This is a genomic window from Tropicimonas sediminicola (assembly GCF_900188335.1).
In the GTDB taxonomy this organism is placed as follows: Bacteria; Pseudomonadota; Alphaproteobacteria; order Rhodobacterales; family Rhodobacteraceae; genus Tropicimonas; species Tropicimonas sediminicola.
This window is the reverse complement of the sequence record NZ_FZOY01000013.1, coordinates 16,593-31,348: the sequence shown is the minus strand read 5'-3', so window position 1 is coordinate 31,348 and position 14,756 is coordinate 16,593. Positions and strand designations below refer to the sequence as shown.

The 14,756-nt window shown below is 65.5% G+C and carries 12 protein-coding genes; all 12 read right to left on the bottom strand.

The genetic code is table 11. The annotated features are described in order from the left end of the window. Positions 1-1,299, bottom strand: a complete 1,299-nt coding sequence (locus CHB86_RS22480; protein WP_089235366.1) for a phage major capsid protein — start codon at positions 1,297-1,299, stop codon at positions 1-3. Then, complete coding sequence (locus tag CHB86_RS22475) at positions 1,292-1,630, bottom strand: HNH endonuclease (protein WP_089235365.1); 339 nt, start codon at positions 1,628-1,630, stop codon at positions 1,292-1,294. The genes CHB86_RS22480 and CHB86_RS22475 overlap by 8 nt, the downstream gene beginning before the upstream one ends. Then, positions 1,621-3,387 carry a terminase large subunit domain-containing protein gene (locus CHB86_RS22470; RefSeq protein WP_245838295.1) on the bottom strand — a complete coding sequence of 589 codons (1,767 nt, stop codon included), beginning with the start codon at positions 3,385-3,387 and terminating at the stop codon, positions 1,621-1,623. The genes CHB86_RS22475 and CHB86_RS22470 overlap by 10 nt, the downstream gene beginning before the upstream one ends. A gap of 1 nt (position 3,388) precedes the next feature. Then, a complete protein-coding gene (locus CHB86_RS22465; protein ID WP_176442990.1) occupies positions 3,389-4,801 on the bottom strand; it encodes an AAA family ATPase in 1,413 nt (470 codons plus the stop codon). After that, complete coding sequence (locus tag CHB86_RS24790; protein ID WP_176442989.1) at positions 4,801-5,019, bottom strand: hypothetical protein; 219 nt, start codon at positions 5,017-5,019, stop codon at positions 4,801-4,803. The genes CHB86_RS22465 and CHB86_RS24790 overlap by 1 nt, the downstream gene beginning before the upstream one ends. Before the next feature lie 119 nt (positions 5,020-5,138). Continuing rightward, the gene (locus tag CHB86_RS22460) at positions 5,139-5,327 is read right to left on the bottom strand and encodes a helix-turn-helix transcriptional regulator (RefSeq protein ID WP_089235362.1); all 189 of its coding nucleotides are present in this window, start codon (positions 5,325-5,327) and stop codon (positions 5,139-5,141) included. 86 nt (positions 5,328-5,413) lie between these two features. After that, positions 5,414-6,076, bottom strand: a complete 663-nt coding sequence (locus CHB86_RS22455) for a hypothetical protein (RefSeq protein ID WP_089235361.1) — start codon at positions 6,074-6,076, stop codon at positions 5,414-5,416. Further along, positions 6,073-7,329, bottom strand: a complete 1,257-nt coding sequence (locus CHB86_RS22450) for a tyrosine-type recombinase/integrase (RefSeq protein WP_089235360.1) — start codon at positions 7,327-7,329, stop codon at positions 6,073-6,075. The genes CHB86_RS22455 and CHB86_RS22450 overlap by 4 nt, the downstream gene beginning before the upstream one ends. 813 nt (positions 7,330-8,142) lie before the next feature. Beyond that, positions 8,143-9,861: a dihydroxy-acid dehydratase gene (locus CHB86_RS22440; protein WP_089235359.1), complete on the bottom strand. Its 1,719-nt coding sequence runs from the start codon at positions 9,859-9,861 to the stop codon at positions 8,143-8,145. A 9-nt stretch (positions 9,862-9,870) separates the two neighbouring features. Continuing rightward, positions 9,871-11,319 carry an NAD-dependent succinate-semialdehyde dehydrogenase gene (locus CHB86_RS22435; RefSeq protein ID WP_089235358.1) on the bottom strand — a complete coding sequence of 483 codons (1,449 nt, stop codon included), beginning with the start codon at positions 11,317-11,319 and terminating at the stop codon, positions 9,871-9,873. An 11-nt stretch (positions 11,320-11,330) separates the two neighbouring features. Beyond that, positions 11,331-13,226 carry a thiamine pyrophosphate-dependent enzyme gene (locus CHB86_RS22430; RefSeq protein WP_217898363.1) on the bottom strand — a complete coding sequence of 632 codons (1,896 nt, stop codon included), beginning with the start codon at positions 13,224-13,226 and terminating at the stop codon, positions 11,331-11,333. Next, positions 13,201-14,733, bottom strand: a complete 1,533-nt coding sequence (locus CHB86_RS22425; RefSeq protein WP_089235357.1) for a tripartite tricarboxylate transporter permease — start codon at positions 14,731-14,733, stop codon at positions 13,201-13,203. Before CHB86_RS22425 ends, CHB86_RS22430 begins: the two co-directional genes overlap by 26 nt. Positions 14,734-14,756: the final 23 nt, after the last annotated feature.

Below are 14,756 nucleotides of genomic sequence, written 5' to 3'. Positions count from 1 at the left end.
TTAGGACGCCGAGAGTTGGATGCCGGACAGCAGCCGGAGCTGCGCCGGACGTGCAACCGTCACGTCTGCCGTGGCAAGCGCCGTGATCCGCAGCCCGCCCGACTGAGCGTCGGAGAACGGATCGCGGATCATGTCCACCGCGCCCCAGAGACCGCAGAAGATCGGAGCAACGCCGCCGGTGCTGGTGGTCAGCAGCATCGAGGTTTCCTCCGGCGATCCGCTCGGGGTTGCCAGGGCGTTCGACGTGGTGGTGATGTTGCTCGGGAAGGTTCCCGGCGCTGCCTGCCGGCCGGCCAGCAGCCACGCAAAGCGGTGATACTCGGTAATCTGCAGATCCGCGTTCACCTGCCCTTCGAGGTAGCCGAACAGCTCAGGACGCAGAAGCGCCCGGATCTGCTCCGGCGAAGTGATGGTGTTGGCAGACATGAACGCCACCACTTCGGCCAGGAAGTGGGCATAGGTCGGCACCGCCGAAAGGTCGGTGTCATTGATGCCGTAGGTCGAGGCGCCCGCCACAACGCCGAGCGGTTGCCCGTTGGCGCCCGTGCCAAGGAAGATCGCCTTGTCGAGTTCCGCCTGCATGGCAGAGTTCATGTCGCGCCGGACAGCCTGTTCCAGAGCGGCGCCGGATTGCTTGAGCGCCTTGCGGGTGATCCGCATCTGAATGCCCAGGTTCTGCTCGGGCTTGAGCGCCTTGTCGGTCGTGGCGAAGACAGACGGCCCCGCAACGTTGGCGGTCTCGCCATCGGCCCAGCCCGCCGAGACGCTGGAAGTAACCACCGGCCATTCGGTCGCGCCGCTCTCGATGGTAATCATCTGAGCGCCCATCTTGCCGGCCACGCTGTCAGGGAACAGCCGGTCAATCACGGGTCGGGTGCTGATCGGGTCGGGCGTGCCGCTGGCGACAGTCTCGCCGGCCCGTTTTTCCAGAGCCGCCCACGGCACCGGAATGCCACGGTAGCCGCCCTGTTCGCGCAGTTCGGTCACGATCTCGGCCGTTGCGCCATCAAGCGCCCTGCCCTCATCGAGAGCAAGCGCAACCTGCCGCATCTCGAAACGGCCCATCATCTCGGCCCATTCCTTGCCGGAGCGGGTTTCAAGTTCGGCACCCGCCTCGCGGCGTTCGGTGTCTTCGGCCGTCAGAGCCGCGCGGAAGCGCACCTCGGCAGTCCGATATTCCTTGTCGAGGTTTTCCATGCTGCGCACTTCGTCCTCGGTCGGCTCCGGCTTGGCTGCCAGCACGGCCAGCTCCTGCCGGATCTCGGAGCGGCGAAGCTCCAGTTTCTTCGATTCAAGCATTTTTGTCTCCGTAGCTCGAAGGGTTTCGCTGCATTTCCCGCAGCAGGTTGTTCCACGCCTCGCGGGCGGGATTGGGCTGGCCCAGGCCAACCTCAATTCTGGTCTTCCGGGCATGGCAGCGGCCGCAAAGCACCTGCAGGTTGCCCAGGTCGAAAGCGAGATCCGGGCGCGTGCGCACCGGTTCGATATGATCCACTTCGAGGCGCCGCCGCTCGCCGCAGCGAACACAGCGCCAGTCGTCGCGCTCTAGCGCCTGCATCCGCAGCGCCTTCCACCGCTGGGTGCGCGTGACAGCCCGTGACGGCCGGTCCCATTTCTCTCTCAGCCCCATGCGATGCGCCCCCCGTTGCCCTTGGGTGCGCTCGTCATCCGAATGCCCTGCGCCACCGCCAGGACAGTCGCCGCCGCCGCGTCTATGCGGCCGGTCGAGCGGCCCTTGGCGAGTTTGTGGTTGCCAGCCGGATCAACGATGGTGATTGCGTCAGCGAAGGCAGACCGCAGCAGCAGCGACGGAAGGGTCTGCACCTTCTGCTCGAACAACGCCCGCCGGAACCGCTCCACGTCCTCGGAGCCGTCCTTCCAGCCCATGCCGCGCCAGACAGCCGGCACCTTGTCGAGACCGGCACCGCGAAGCGCCTCAAGGAATTCCGCGTGCCGGAACCGGTCGCCACAGATCGCCGCCGGTGTCTGCCCATCGAGCCTTGCCGCCACGTCTGCGAGGAACCGATCAACAGGCACGGTCGTCTCGCCCATCGTCACCAGCTCGCCGCGCTCGGCCATTTCGATGTAGCGCCCGGAAACGCCGTCAGCGGCCCCACGGTCGCCAAGTCCCGGTTGCGTCGGGAATGCCCCCATCACCTCTAGACGGCCCGTTTCCGGCCAGTAGAGCGCCGCTGCAGACATGGAGCGGGAACCGCCGAGATCCACGCCGAGGATCACCGGCCCGCCACGCTCTGGCAGCTCGTCGGGCGATGCCTCAGCCGCCAACCACTCGTCCACCGTGACCAGCACCGACCGATCATCCGAGGCAACACGCTCGTTGCGGTTGAGGTTGCGGAAGGAAGACAGCGCCGAGCCACCACGGGCGATTGCCCGCCGCGCCTGCGCCACCAGCCATTCGGGCGTCGAACCGATACCCTCACGGGCGCCGGGATTGGCGATCAGGAGGCTTTCCAGGTCGTCGGGCGGCAAGCCCGGTTCCGGCCGGTGTTCCTGCACATATGTTCCGGGCGGGGGTTCATCGAGCCACCGGCTGAAGGTGTTCGCGTCGTCCGGCGCCGAGGTCGAGATGATAAGCGCGCGGCCGTCTCGCTTGCCCAGGCCGGAGAGGATCGCGTTTTCCAGGCTGTCGCCCTTCTCACGTTCCCACGCTGCCCGCTCGTCAAGGATTGCCAGCGTCGGAGCGCCGCCGAGGATCGACTTGCCATCGGCCGCGATCACCCGCGCCAGCCCGCCGCCATTCTCGGCTGTCTCGACTTCCAACTTGGAGCCGCGCCGGATGGTGAATTGCTCCCGGTCTTCCTCCGGCAAGCCCTCGATGAACCCGACCAGGAAGCCGAAGGCAATTTTGGCTTGATCCCGGTTCCGAGCCGCGAAGATGATCTCGCGTTTCGGCTGAGGGGCAATCTCGCCCATCAGATGCCCGAGCGCGATGCCCGCCGAGAGCGCCGTCTTGGCGTTGCCCCGGCCAATGCTGAGAACGCCCGCCGCAATGTCCTTGGCGAAGGCGCCCCGAACAAAGTCCTTCTGGTAGCCGGCCAGCTTCAACGGCTTCCCGGCCGTCCGGCCCTCGGGAACGATCAGCTTGGGAAGGAACCGGAGCGCCGCCGCCGCCTCTTTGGATGCCCGAGCCATCAGATCACCCCCCAGAATTTTTTCGGGAGAGAGAACGCAACAGTTGGGTGGGCGGTTTCCCCCCTTCTTGGCAAAGGAGGCATTGGGACCAGATTGGCACGGACAGTTCTGTCCGCTTCCCTGCCAGGACTGCAGGCCCGGACAGCGGACACCCTTATAAGGGGGTGTCCGTGTCCGTCCGCGTGCGGATAGTCCGGACGTGTCCGCGATTGTCCGTTGTCCGTCCGCAGCCAAGTCATTGATCCACCTTCCAAACGAATCCGTCGAAGATCTTGATCAAGCCCTTGTCGCGGAGCGCATCCCGGTTCCGCCGGAAGACACGTCCGACTGTCTGCTTGTCCGTGCTGTCGGTCAGGCCGTGGCGCTCGCACATGGTCTGCCACTGGTCGATGGTGACAATCGGGCAGGACGGCAAGCTCGGCGCGGTGACGCGCGTGCCGTGCTCGATCAGCGCTTCGGAGAGCGCTTGCATGGCTGTGTGCTGTTGCCCTTTCAGGCGATTGCCCTTGGTCGTCTTCACGTCGCTGGACAGGCGCGGAACCAGCGTTGTTCGGCCGCTTGGCGTGGCAACCTTCTCAAGCTGGAAGCCCCATTCGCCCGTGCTGTCCTCGTCCTTGTGGCGGTCGATGCGCAACACAGTGGTTAGGCTAGCCTTGTCGCCTTCGGCCTTCATGCGGCTGTCGAAGCTGCCCCAGAAGTGCGTGTGCATCCGGGCGCGGCTGTCATCGGCCCATCCGGTGTGCGCTACTGTCAGGACCGCACAACCAACCTCGCGCATGATGCGGTTGATATTGCGCACCCAGGCGCGGGCGGTTTCGTCCGAAGTCTCCGGCCCCATCATGGACGCGCCGAAGATATCCACCACCACCAGCGCGAAGGCGCCCTTCGGATCTTTGAGGTTCCCAACGCGACCGCCCCTAGCCAGAACTCGGCTTGCATTTACGTGCGCGCATGTCTGCAGGAGGTCCGACACGGCCTTGTCGTCATCCAGTGCGATCTCCTGCGGATAGAGGAACATGTTTTTGCGGAGGTCGGCCGGGATCTGGTGCGCTTCCATCCAGCCGGGAATGCGTTGCTTGCCCACGCCCCGCGAACCTTCGGTGGCAACGTAGAGAACCGGAGCCGGCCCGCTTACTGCCTGCTCATGCCACGGTGTCCCGGTTGCCACCGAACAGCCGAGGTCAATGCCCAGGAAGGACTTGAAGGCATTCGACTTGCCAAACAGAAGCGCCGAGGTTGCCTCTTGGATCACGCCCTGAACCAGCCATGCCGGGTCCGGCATCGCCAACATGTCGTCATAGCTCAGAATTGTGAGCGGCGGCGGGTCGAGGTTATCGGCGTCTTCGGTGAAGCCAACGAGGCAGGCACCCGGCACCAAGCCTTCGGAGCCATCCAACCATCGCACGCGGGCGCGCGCGAAGTATTCCATTCGCTCCATCGACGTAGGAACCGAGATCTCCCTGTCGAAGTCCCAACGCTCCGGGCTACTGCCCCCGAGCAAGATACAGGGGCGAAACTCCCGCCTGTCGAGGTAGTCAGTGCCAGCAGTCAGCCAGAAGGTGCCATCTTCATCCATGAACGGGATCGAGACAGGCTTGATGTACTCGTCATCCGGCGCCGCCGGGGTGAATGCTCCGCCGTCAGCCATCACGCGGCGCCCTCCAAGAAATGCCGGATCACGCCGGCGAATTCCTGGTCGCTCAGGCTGTCGAGAATTGCCGTAACCAGCACCATCCGGTCGGCCGCGTCGAGCCGGTGACGAAACACCAAAGCAGCAGCCGCGTTGCCGTAATCGCTGCGGAGGGTCAGCGCATATCCGACCATCCGAGCCGCCGCCTTGTGGGCCGGTTCGGCGTACAAGGACATTGCGTTTCGGCGCCGTTTCGGGGTACATTGGCGGCGAAGTCGAGAAGCTTCTTCACAGTTTTCAGCCCCGGTCGCGGTTGCCGCCGCACCGGGGTTTTCTTGTCCCGCTAGATGATCTCTCACGCCGCCACCTCGCGAGCGTCGAGCCACGCGATCACATCGGCCTCACGCCAGTAGCGGCGACGGGCGATATAGATTGGCTTCGGGAAATTCAGCGTCGGGTCATTCAACCAGCGCCAGAGCGACATGTCGGACACGCCGCCGCACATGGCGCGCACATCTTTCGCCGGGATTCGCTTGTGTTCCATTGGGTTGCACCTTCGTTAGAACGTGAGGTGCTTCCCAATATTCACATTTCCCGTCGCATGTCGCAGGGGGAAAAATCGGGCTTAATTTATTCCCGAAGCTTCAATTTCTTCCGGTACAGCTTCGCTAGGTCATTGGCCCAATCAGCCCGAATGAACGCCTCTTGCGCGGCCACCTGTCTTGCCGCCTGCGCCACAGAAGAACCGCCGGCCACCGCAAGTCTTATGGCGTCCAGATGCAGATTCACATTCCGCCAAGGCGGAGAAACCTTGGAACGCCCACGCCTCCTCTTGGCAGGCTCCAGGGCTGCGATCTTCGGCATCGCCTTCGCAAGCGTCTCGGATGCTATGCCAGTCGCATCGTAATGTGCTTGAAAACGCGCCTGTTGGTCGCGGTCGGGGCTATCCATACCAGCAAACAAGTTCGCAAGCGCGCCTATCGAACTTCGGCTCGGCACCCCCTCGGAGCGTAGGATCAAGCTTGGGTTCGCCTTGCGAAATTCCTCGGCAGCCGCTGCATCATCTTCGTCTAGCGCCTTCTTGAGGCGCGACCTTTCATCGTTGTATCGACCTGTGGTTTTTAACAGGTCGATAGACCGGAGCGCCTCTCGCGCCGACGCCAGCTCCCGACGTTCCAGCTCGCTATTTGGTTCGGCGGATTCCCAGAGAAATTGCTCGATATCGATCTCTTCGCTCGTAGCGATCCGCCATTCGGCCATAGTCAGATGAACGCTGTATTTGTGACCGGTCATTGCCTTAGGTTCCCGATTTGCACCACGTTGTCCGCACTGCCCTCCACCAGATCCATCACGGACCGCGCCCAGGCGTCCAGTGCGGCCCGCTTTTCGTCGGCATAGTCGTGGCGTTGATAAACAGCCACGATGCCGCCACCGGTGCCGCTGACGTGGTTTAGAACTGCCTCCGTCACGCGCACGGGAATGCCGAGCCGGGCCATACCGGTTGCGGCTGTGCGGCGCAGATCATGGAAGGTCCAATGCGGAACTTCGACAGGCTGGCCGGCTTCCTGACTGGCAATCTCAGCCATCCGTTCGGCAAGGTGCCCCCTGCCCTTGTGGAAGCCGCTCAGTGGCGTTGTGCCGTTCGTCGTGTGGTAGAGGCCCGCTGGCCCGTCGATGCGTTCAATGCCCGCCAGAACGTCGCACACGGCGGCTGACAGTGGCACGTCGTGCGCTCTGCCATTCTTCACCCTTGCCGCAGGAAGGTGCCACAGGTCTCCGTCAATCTCGCTGTCGGTCATGCCGACAACCTCGCCCAAACGCTGGCCGGTCAGCAACAACACTTTGCCGAGCGGCCCCCAAGGTTGCCCCACTGCTTCGCAGGCTAGCCAGAGCCAGCGAATTTCATCGTCGCTCAGCACGCGATCCCGGCTGGCCTCCTTCGCAATCGGCTTTACGCCCGTCGCCGGGGATGCGTCCAGAATATCCCTTTCCACGCACCAGCTAAGGAACTTCGAGAGGTAGGCCCGAACGCGATTTGCGGTCACGACGCGCCCACTATCCGCGATCCCGTCAAGCAGGTCGATTATGTCTCGCTTTGCAAGATCGTGAATGTCCCGGTCGCCCCATTGGCTGACTACATGGCGTTCAAGTTCGCGCTTCACGGTTGCGCCGGTCTTGAGGGTCGAAAGATGCCGCTTGGCGTATTGCTCCACCAGCGTCTTTAGCTTGTCCCGTTCCGATAGCTGCGCTTCCAGTCGTGCGGCCCTTGTCCTCTTCTTGGCTGCGCTCGGGTCTTTGCCGTGCTCCAGCGTGTCGATTGCATCCGTCGCAGCAGCACGCGCATCGGCAACGCCCATGACAGGCCATTTCCCAAGCGTCAGCTTCTTGGGCTTCCCGCCATAGCGATAGCGTAGTGCCCAGGACTTCGCGCCGCTCGGCTGCACCACCAGATAAAGGCCCGACAAGGCCGGATCTGGCATTTCGAAGCGCCGCTCGGGGTCGGGCTTCAGGGCTTCAACTGCCTTGGTCGTGAGCGCTCTTGCCATAGTCAATTTGTCCATCGGGGTAACACAGGGGTAACAGATTGCCCGGTTAAGGACCGTTACCCCACGTTAGGAACCATGGCCACTTTCACACAAAAATGCAATAGATACATTGAACTTACGCCGAGCGACAGTTTTACATCGTGAGGTCTCGTTGTGCCGAAAATCTTGACTGTTAATCAATTGGTCGTAGGTTCGATCCCTACCGCCGGAGCCAAAATTCGAGTGCATTCAAACGCTTAGTCGAACGCGATTGGTGTTGCCGTTCTGTGGCGTTTGACGGTTGGCCGCGCTTCTCTGCACTCGGCGCAACAGATCTGTTGCTGGCAGCGTTCAAACGGGGGCGTTGTAGCACCCTATCTCCTTCCTGCCCGATGATGTGCAGGCCGACTCCAACGACAGTCGTAGGGCGCCAGGAACGGCGCATGCAGGGTGTTGGATAGCCGTGTAGGATTGGCATCTGCGATCGTAAGGGTTCGTCTGCGCGACGGGTATCTGTTTCGGCATGCCGTGACGCGGGCGGTTCTGAGCGAACTTTAGCCCAACCGTTTGACAGACAACCAACTGGCGTTCCGGCAGGAAGGGCTCTTCGATGACTTGAACGGTCGTCCGGTGCGGGTGTCGTTCGGCTTGCTCGGGCGGTGCCGTGCCAATGTGCGGATATCTTGTGCCCGTCTCGGAGTCGAGATGCGGAAGATGCCGCGCCGGGACCACATCATGAAATGCGCACAGACACCGGTGACTCTCGCCGGGTCGCGCTTTCCGTGATAGGCGAGGTTCGGGCGAAACTGCCGGGTCTGCGGCGGCGGCTCTGCGTCAGCCTTCTGGCCTTGGCTTGAGAAAGCCGAAATCGCAGCCCTCGTCGGCCTGCAGAACCTCGGAGGCGTAGAGCCAGTCGTAGCCGCGGCGCTGGTCGAGCGGCACGGTTTCTGGCTGCCGCTCCGCCTTTCGCCGTTCCAGTTCCGCGTCGTCGACGAGCAGTTCGATCCGTTTCTCGCTGACAGAGAGCCGGATGCGATCCCCGGTCCGAACGAGCGCCAGAGTGCCGCCCACCGCCGCTTCGGGGGTGACGTGGAGCACGATGGTGCCGAATGCGGTGCCGGACATGCGGGCGTCGGAGACCCGGATCATGTCCTTCACGCCCTTGGACGAGAGCTTCCTTGGGATCGGCAGGTAGCCGGCCTCCGGCATGCCGGAGGCGCTCTTCGGGCCCGCGTTCTGCAGCACCATGATGTCGTCGGCGGTGATATCGAGATCCGGGTCGTCGACACGGGCGGCGAGATCGGCCAGCGAGGAGAACACGATCGCCCTGCCCTCGTGTTCGAACAGCGTCTTGTCGGCGGCGGAGCGTTTGAGGATCGCACCACGCGGCGCGAGGTTGCCGAAGAGCGCGACCAGCCCGCCCTGCGGCTCCAGGGGCGCGTCGGCGGAAGCGATCACACGGCGGTCCACATATCCGGGATCCTGCTCCAACCTGTCACCGAGGGTCTCGCCCGTCACCGAGATCGTGTCGAGATGAAGGAGCGGTTTCAGCTCGCGCAACACGGCGCCGACGCCGCCGGCGAAGAAGAAATCTTCCATGTAGTACTCGCCCACCGGTTTCAGGTTCACCAGCACCGGCGTCTCGTCGGAGAGCGCATTCAGACGTTCAAGCCCGATATCGATCCCGAGCCGCCCCGCAACGGCCGTCAGGTGGATGATCGCATTGGTGGAACCGCCGAGGGCCAGCAGCACGCGGATGGCGTTCTCCACCGACTTCGCGGTTATCACCTCGCTCGGCCGGATCGGGTGATCGATCATCCGGGCGGCGGCCAGGCCCGAGGCCTCGGCGGCGCGCAGGCGGTCGGCATGGACCGCCGGGATCGCCGCCGTGCCGGGCAACGACATGCCCAGCGTCTCGGCGATGCAGGCCATGGTCGAAGCGGTGCCCATCACTGCGCAGGTGCCGGCCGTCGTCGCCAGCCGGCCCTCGATGTCGTTGATCTGCTCGGTGCTGATCTCGCCGGCACGGTACTTGCCCCAGAAGCGGCGGCAATCGGTGCAGGCGCCGAGCCGCTCGGTGCCGTAGCGCGAGGTCATCATCGGGCCGGCCACCAGCTGCACCGCCGGCAGGTCGGCCGAGGCGGCGCCCATGAGCTGGGCCGGCACGGTCTTGTCGCAGCCGCCCACCAGAACGACGGCATCCATCGGCTGGGCGCGGACCATCTCCTCGGTATCCATCGCCATCAGGTTTCGGAACTTGAGGCTCGTCGGGTTCAGGAACACCTCGCCCAGCGAGATCGTCGGGAACTCGATCGGCAGGCCGCCCCCGAGCAGCACCCCGCGCTTCACCGCATCGATCAGTTCGGGAAAATGCCGGTGGCAGTTGTTGAAGCCCGAAGCGCTGTTGGCGATGCCGACGATGGGCTTCTGCAGGACCTCCCGGGAATAGCCCATCGAGGCGGCGAAGGAGTTGCGCAGGTAGACGGAGAAATCCGGATCGCCGTAGTTCGTGAGGCCGCGGGCGAGGCCCCGGCCGGCTTTGGTGTCACTCATGCTCGTCCCTTACTTATCGGCGTTCAGCTTGATCTTGACGTATTTCGGGTCGAGGTAGTCAAGAATCCCGATCGATCCCCCCTCGCGCCCCATGCCGCTCTCCTTGACGCCGCCAAACGGGGCCTCGGCGGTGGCGAGCAGCATTTCGTTGACGCCGACCATGCCGCATTCCAGGTCCTCGTAGGCGCGGGTCGCGACGCCGAGGTTGTTGGAGAAGACGTAGCCCGCAAGCCCGAAGGGCAGCGCATTGGCGCGCTCGATCACCTCGTCATAATCGCGGAACGGCGTGATCGGCGCGACGGGACCAAAGGGCTCCTCCTGCATGATGCGCGCCTCGTCCGGCACGTTGCCCAGGACCGTCGGCGAGAAGAAGAACCCGCGGTTGATGCCGTCGGGCCGTCCGCCACCGGCCAGCAGGTCGGCACCGCGCTCGGTCGCGTCGGCGACAAGCTCCTGTACCGTGGCAAGCCCGCGCGCGTTCGCCATCGGCCCCATCTGCACGCCATCGTCGAGCCCGCGGCCGAGTTTCAGGCTGCGCGCGACCTCGGCGAAGCGGTTGGCGAAGCGGTCGTACTGGCTTTCGTGGACGAAGAAGCGCGAAGGCGAGATGCAAACCTGCCCGCAATTGCGGAACTTCGTCGCCGCACAGGTCTCGGCAGCGGCCTCGGCATCGACATCGTCGAAGATCAGCACCGGGCCATGCCCGCCGAGCTCCATAGACACCTTCTTCACGCCGTCGGCCGCGAGGCGCAGGATCTCCTTGCCCACCGGAACGGAGCCGGTCAAGGAAACCTTGCGGACGATGGGCGAAGCGATCAGGCGCCGGGCGATCATGCCGGAATTGCCGGTCAGGAAGTTGACCGCCCCCGCCGGAACCCCGGCGTCGTGACAGGCGCGCACCAGCGCCGCGCAGCAGGCCGGGGCCTCGCCCGCCGGCTTGATGATGATCGAGCAGCCGGCCGCCAACGCGGCGGCAAGCTTGCGCGCCGGCAGCAGCGCCGGGAAGTTCCACGCCGAGAAGGCCGCGACGACGCCCACCGGCTGATAGATCACCGCCATGCGGCTGTCGGCGGTGCGGGCCTCGATGATCTGGCCGTAGATGCGCTTGGTTTCCTCCGAATACCACTCGAACTGGTCCGCTGCGGCGCCGGTCTCGCCCCGCGCCTCGGCAATCGGCTTGCCGGTCTCCAGCGACATCAGCGTCGCGATCTCTTCCTGCCGCTCTCGGATCAGGTCCGCCGCCTTGCGCAGGATCGCGGCACGCTCCCAGGTGCCCCGACGCCGCCAGTCGGCGAAGCCCGCCTTGGCCGCATCGAGGGCCGCGTCGATATCGGCTTCGGTCGCGGTCGCGATGGTGCCGAGATGTTCCTCGGTGGCAGGGTCCTGGACGGCCTTGGTCGCCCCGTCGCTCGCCGCCCGCCAATCGCCTGCGATGAACAGGTCGAGATCGTGATACATGAAAAGCCTCTTCAGATTGTCTGCTGCAGGTAGCGGGACTGGACGTCGTCGACCCAGTTGCCGACGTTCCAGCTGCCATAGGCGCCCATCTCCGAGATCGGATCGCGGCCGTTGTAGACGGGGATGTGGACCAGCGAGAGCCCGTCATGGGCATGCGCTGTCTCCAGCGCCGCCCGAAGCTCCCCCGCGCTGTGCCCGCCGTAGACCGCCTTCACCCCCGAGACCGAGCTCGCCATCTGGACGTAATCCACCGCGACGCTGTCGTTGGTGCGGAACTCGACGCCGTATTGCGCGTATTGCAGCCCGGTGATCGCCGCCATCCGGCGGTTGTCGAACAGCGCGATCATGCCCCTGACCGAATGCTCGACCGCGTCGATCAGGATCTGCGGATTCATCATGAACGAGCCGTCGCCGGTGAAGGCGACCCCGTATTTCGGCGCCCGCGCCCCGGCCGCGCCGAGCAGCGCCGACACGGCATAGCCCATGTAGGAGGCGCCGGTCTCGGTGAAGGTCTCGAAGGGCGCCTCGTCCTCGACGATCTGGAAGCCATTGGCCTGCACGTCCCCGGCATCGAAGAACTTGATCGCGCCCTGCGCCTTGGCGAAGGCCGAGACGACCCCGATCGCCGCCGGCTGGGTCAGCACCTCGCGCCCCCAGGCCGCGTCCATCATCGGCGGGGCCGACAGGCGTTGCTTCCGGAACGCGCCCCACTCGACCTTCTTCCCGGCACAGGCGGAGAGCCAGGCGCTGCGCTCCGTCGCTGGCGTGGCGGCGATCAGGCGCTCGGCGACCGCCGCGATGTCTCCCGGCAGGGTCACCGTGTTGGCGTAATGGCTGACGTCGTCGAAATCGCCGTTGATGTTGATGACCGCGCGGGCCTTGGGATAACCGACGCCGGAGCAATCCGCCTGGCAGACCCCGCGCGAGCCCGCGAAGATCACCAGGTCCGCTTCCTCCATCGCGAAATTGCCGCTGATCGAGCCCTTGGAGCCGCCGACATGCATGTTCTGCGGGTGTGCGTCCGGCAGCACGCCGGTCGAGCCAGGCGAAAGCACGACCGCTGCGCCGATGTGTTCGGCCAGCCGGCAGATCTGCGCGGCTGCGCCGCGGGTGCCGCCACCGGCCTTGATCACCGGGCGCTCGGCGCTCCCCAGCAGCGAGGCCGCCTGTTCGAAGCTGCCGGCGTCGGCGGGCGCGAGCCGCGGGATCTCCATCCTGCCGGGCAGCGTGGCGAGGTTGACCTCGGCCTGCTGCGGCTGGGTGTTGATCGGCAGCAGGATGTAGAACGGCCCCGCCCTGTAGGGGTGATGCACCGTCGCCGTGCCGCGCCGCAGGCATTCGCGCAGCGCCTCCGGCGTGTGCAGCGTGTAGGCATGGCCCATCAGCGCGGCGATCCGGCCGAACAGGCCCTGCTCGGGCTTGGGCACCTGCTGCATGTTGTAGCCTTCGCCCCAGGTCGTCTCGTCGCCGTAGATGTGGTAGACGCCGACCCCGTTCGAGGCCGCGGCCAGCGATCCCGCCATCGCCTGCAGCCCGCCCGGCCCGATGGAGGTCACAACCGCCGGCGTCTCGCCGTAGACCCAGGCATGGGCGGTGGCAGCATGGGCCATCTCCACCTCGTTGCGGCAGTTGACCACCGAGAGCGCCGCCTCCTCCTCGTAGATCCGCAGCACGTTGCCGAGGTCGGTCGAGCCATGCCCGAAGATCGCGAACCAGGTCCGGACCCCCTGCCGCAGCAGGCCGAGCACCAGCCCCTCGGATAGCGTCAGCCGCTCCTGCGCCGGCAAGGCGCCGGCGGCGATCGCCTCGGCCGGCCCGCCGGCCGCCACCAGCGCCCGCGCACGCTCCCGCATCGCGGCCAGCTCGGGCGTGTCGTTGGTCTCATTCTGACGAGGTGACTGAAGCATGGCTGTTCTCCTCCGTTCTGCGGGCGTTGAGGGATGCGCGCGTGGCGCGGAGTATCTGGGCCCCGACGATCAGGGCGGTCAGCCCGATGAAGATGACGCCGGGGATCGAGGCGACGAATATGGACGGATCGCCGTCCGACAGGATCAGCGCGGTGCGGAACTCCCGCTCGATGGAGGGGCCGAGCACCAGCCCGAGAATGATCGGCGTCAACGGGATCGACACCCGCTGCAGCCCGTAGGCCAGCGCGCCGAGCAGCGCGACCATCACCACGTCGAAGACCGAGTTGCGGATCGCGAAGGCCCCGTAGGCGCACATGATGATGATGCCCACCGCCAGCAGATGTGCCGGCACGCGCAGGAGCTGCACGAAGAACCGGATGCCGAGCAGCTGGATCGCAACCACGGCCGCATATGCGATGATGATCGCCAGGTAGATCTGGTAGATCTCGCCCGGGTGTTCGATGAACAGCATCGGTCCGGGGATCAGCCCGTGGATCAGCAGGCCCGAGAGCAGGATGGCCGTAGCCGGATCGCCGGGAATGCCGAGCGAGAGCAGCGGGATCATCGCCCCGCCGGTGACCGCGTTGTTGGCGGTCTCGGGGGCCACGACGCCGCCCATGTCGCCGCGGCCGAAACGCTCGGGCGTCTTCGAGGACTTGCGCGCATGGGCATAGGCGAGGAAGGCCGCGATCGGGCCGCCGGTGCCGGGGATCGAGCCGATTCCGGTGCCGAGCAGCGCACAGCGCAGCATCAGCCAGAAATGCTTGGCGAGGTCCCGCAGCGTCGGCAGTTCCGCCCGCACGTCGGCTATCGCCTCAGGGCGCCGGTCTTCCGTGTAGTGGGTCACGAAGGCGTCGATCACATGCGGCACCGCGAAGAGCGCGATCATCGCGACCAGCAGGCTGATCCCCTGCTGCAGCACGATGGTACCGAAGGTCAGGCGCTGCACGCCTTCCATCTCGTCGATGCCCACCGTCATGACCAGCAGGCCCAGAACGCCGGCGATCAGCCCTTTCAGCAGCGATTTCTGCGCCAGGCCGCAGATCGTCGACAGGCCGAAGAGCAGCAGGCCGAAGGTCTCGGCCGGTCCGAACCGCAGCGCGAGCTTCGCGACGGTGTCGACCGAGGCCACCATGACCAGCAGGCTGACGATGCCGCCGAAGGCCGAGGCCACGACCGCCGTGCCGAGCGCGAGCGAGGCCTTGCCCCGCCGGGTAAGCTGGTAGCCATCGAGCACCGTCGCCGCCGCCGAGGGCGTGCCGGGAATGCCCAGCAGGATCGCCGAGACCGAACCGCCGGTCATGCCGCCGATGTAGGTCCCGAGCAGCAGCGCAATCGCGGGCGCGGCCGCCAGCGAGAACGACATCGGCACCACCAGCGCCATCGCCACGGTGAAGGTCAGCCCCGGGATCGCCCCGAAGACCACCCCCAAAAGGGACCCTGCGAGAACCGCCAGAAGGGCATCCGGCGCCAGGATGACCTGGGCTGCCGACAGCAATAAGTCCATTTTCCAGTCCCGTCGTCATCCGG

Bases quoted from the DNA above. Each gene is read 5' to 3' on its own strand.
- CHB86_RS22425 (WP_089235357.1), bottom strand. From the start codon at position 14,733: ATGGACTTATTGCTGTCGGCAGCCCAGGTCATCCTGGCGCCGGATGCC.
- CHB86_RS22460 (WP_089235362.1), bottom strand. From the start codon at position 5,327: ATGGAACACAAGCGAATCCCGGCGAAAGATGTGCGCGCCATGTGCGGC.
- CHB86_RS22465 (WP_176442990.1), bottom strand. From the start codon at position 4,801: ATGGCTGACGGCGGAGCATTCACCCCGGCGGCGCCGGATGACGAGTAC.
- CHB86_RS22455 (WP_089235361.1), bottom strand. From the start codon at position 6,076: ATGACCGGTCACAAATACAGCGTTCATCTGACTATGGCCGAATGGCGG.
- CHB86_RS24790 (WP_176442989.1), bottom strand. From the start codon at position 5,019: ATGTCCTTGTACGCCGAACCGGCCCACAAGGCGGCGGCTCGGATGGTC.
- CHB86_RS22475 (WP_089235365.1), bottom strand. From the start codon at position 1,630: ATGGGGCTGAGAGAGAAATGGGACCGGCCGTCACGGGCTGTCACGCGC.
- CHB86_RS22480 (WP_089235366.1), bottom strand. From the start codon at position 1,299: ATGCTTGAATCGAAGAAACTGGAGCTTCGCCGCTCCGAGATCCGGCAG.
- CHB86_RS22430 (WP_217898363.1), bottom strand. From the start codon at position 13,226: ATGCTTCAGTCACCTCGTCAGAATGAGACCAACGACACGCCCGAGCTG.
- CHB86_RS22450 (WP_089235360.1), bottom strand. From the start codon at position 7,329: ATGGCAAGAGCGCTCACGACCAAGGCAGTTGAAGCCCTGAAGCCCGAC.
- CHB86_RS22435 (WP_089235358.1), bottom strand. From the start codon at position 11,319: ATGTATCACGATCTCGACCTGTTCATCGCAGGCGATTGGCGGGCGGCG.
- CHB86_RS22440 (WP_089235359.1), bottom strand. From the start codon at position 9,861: ATGAGTGACACCAAAGCCGGCCGGGGCCTCGCCCGCGGCCTCACGAAC.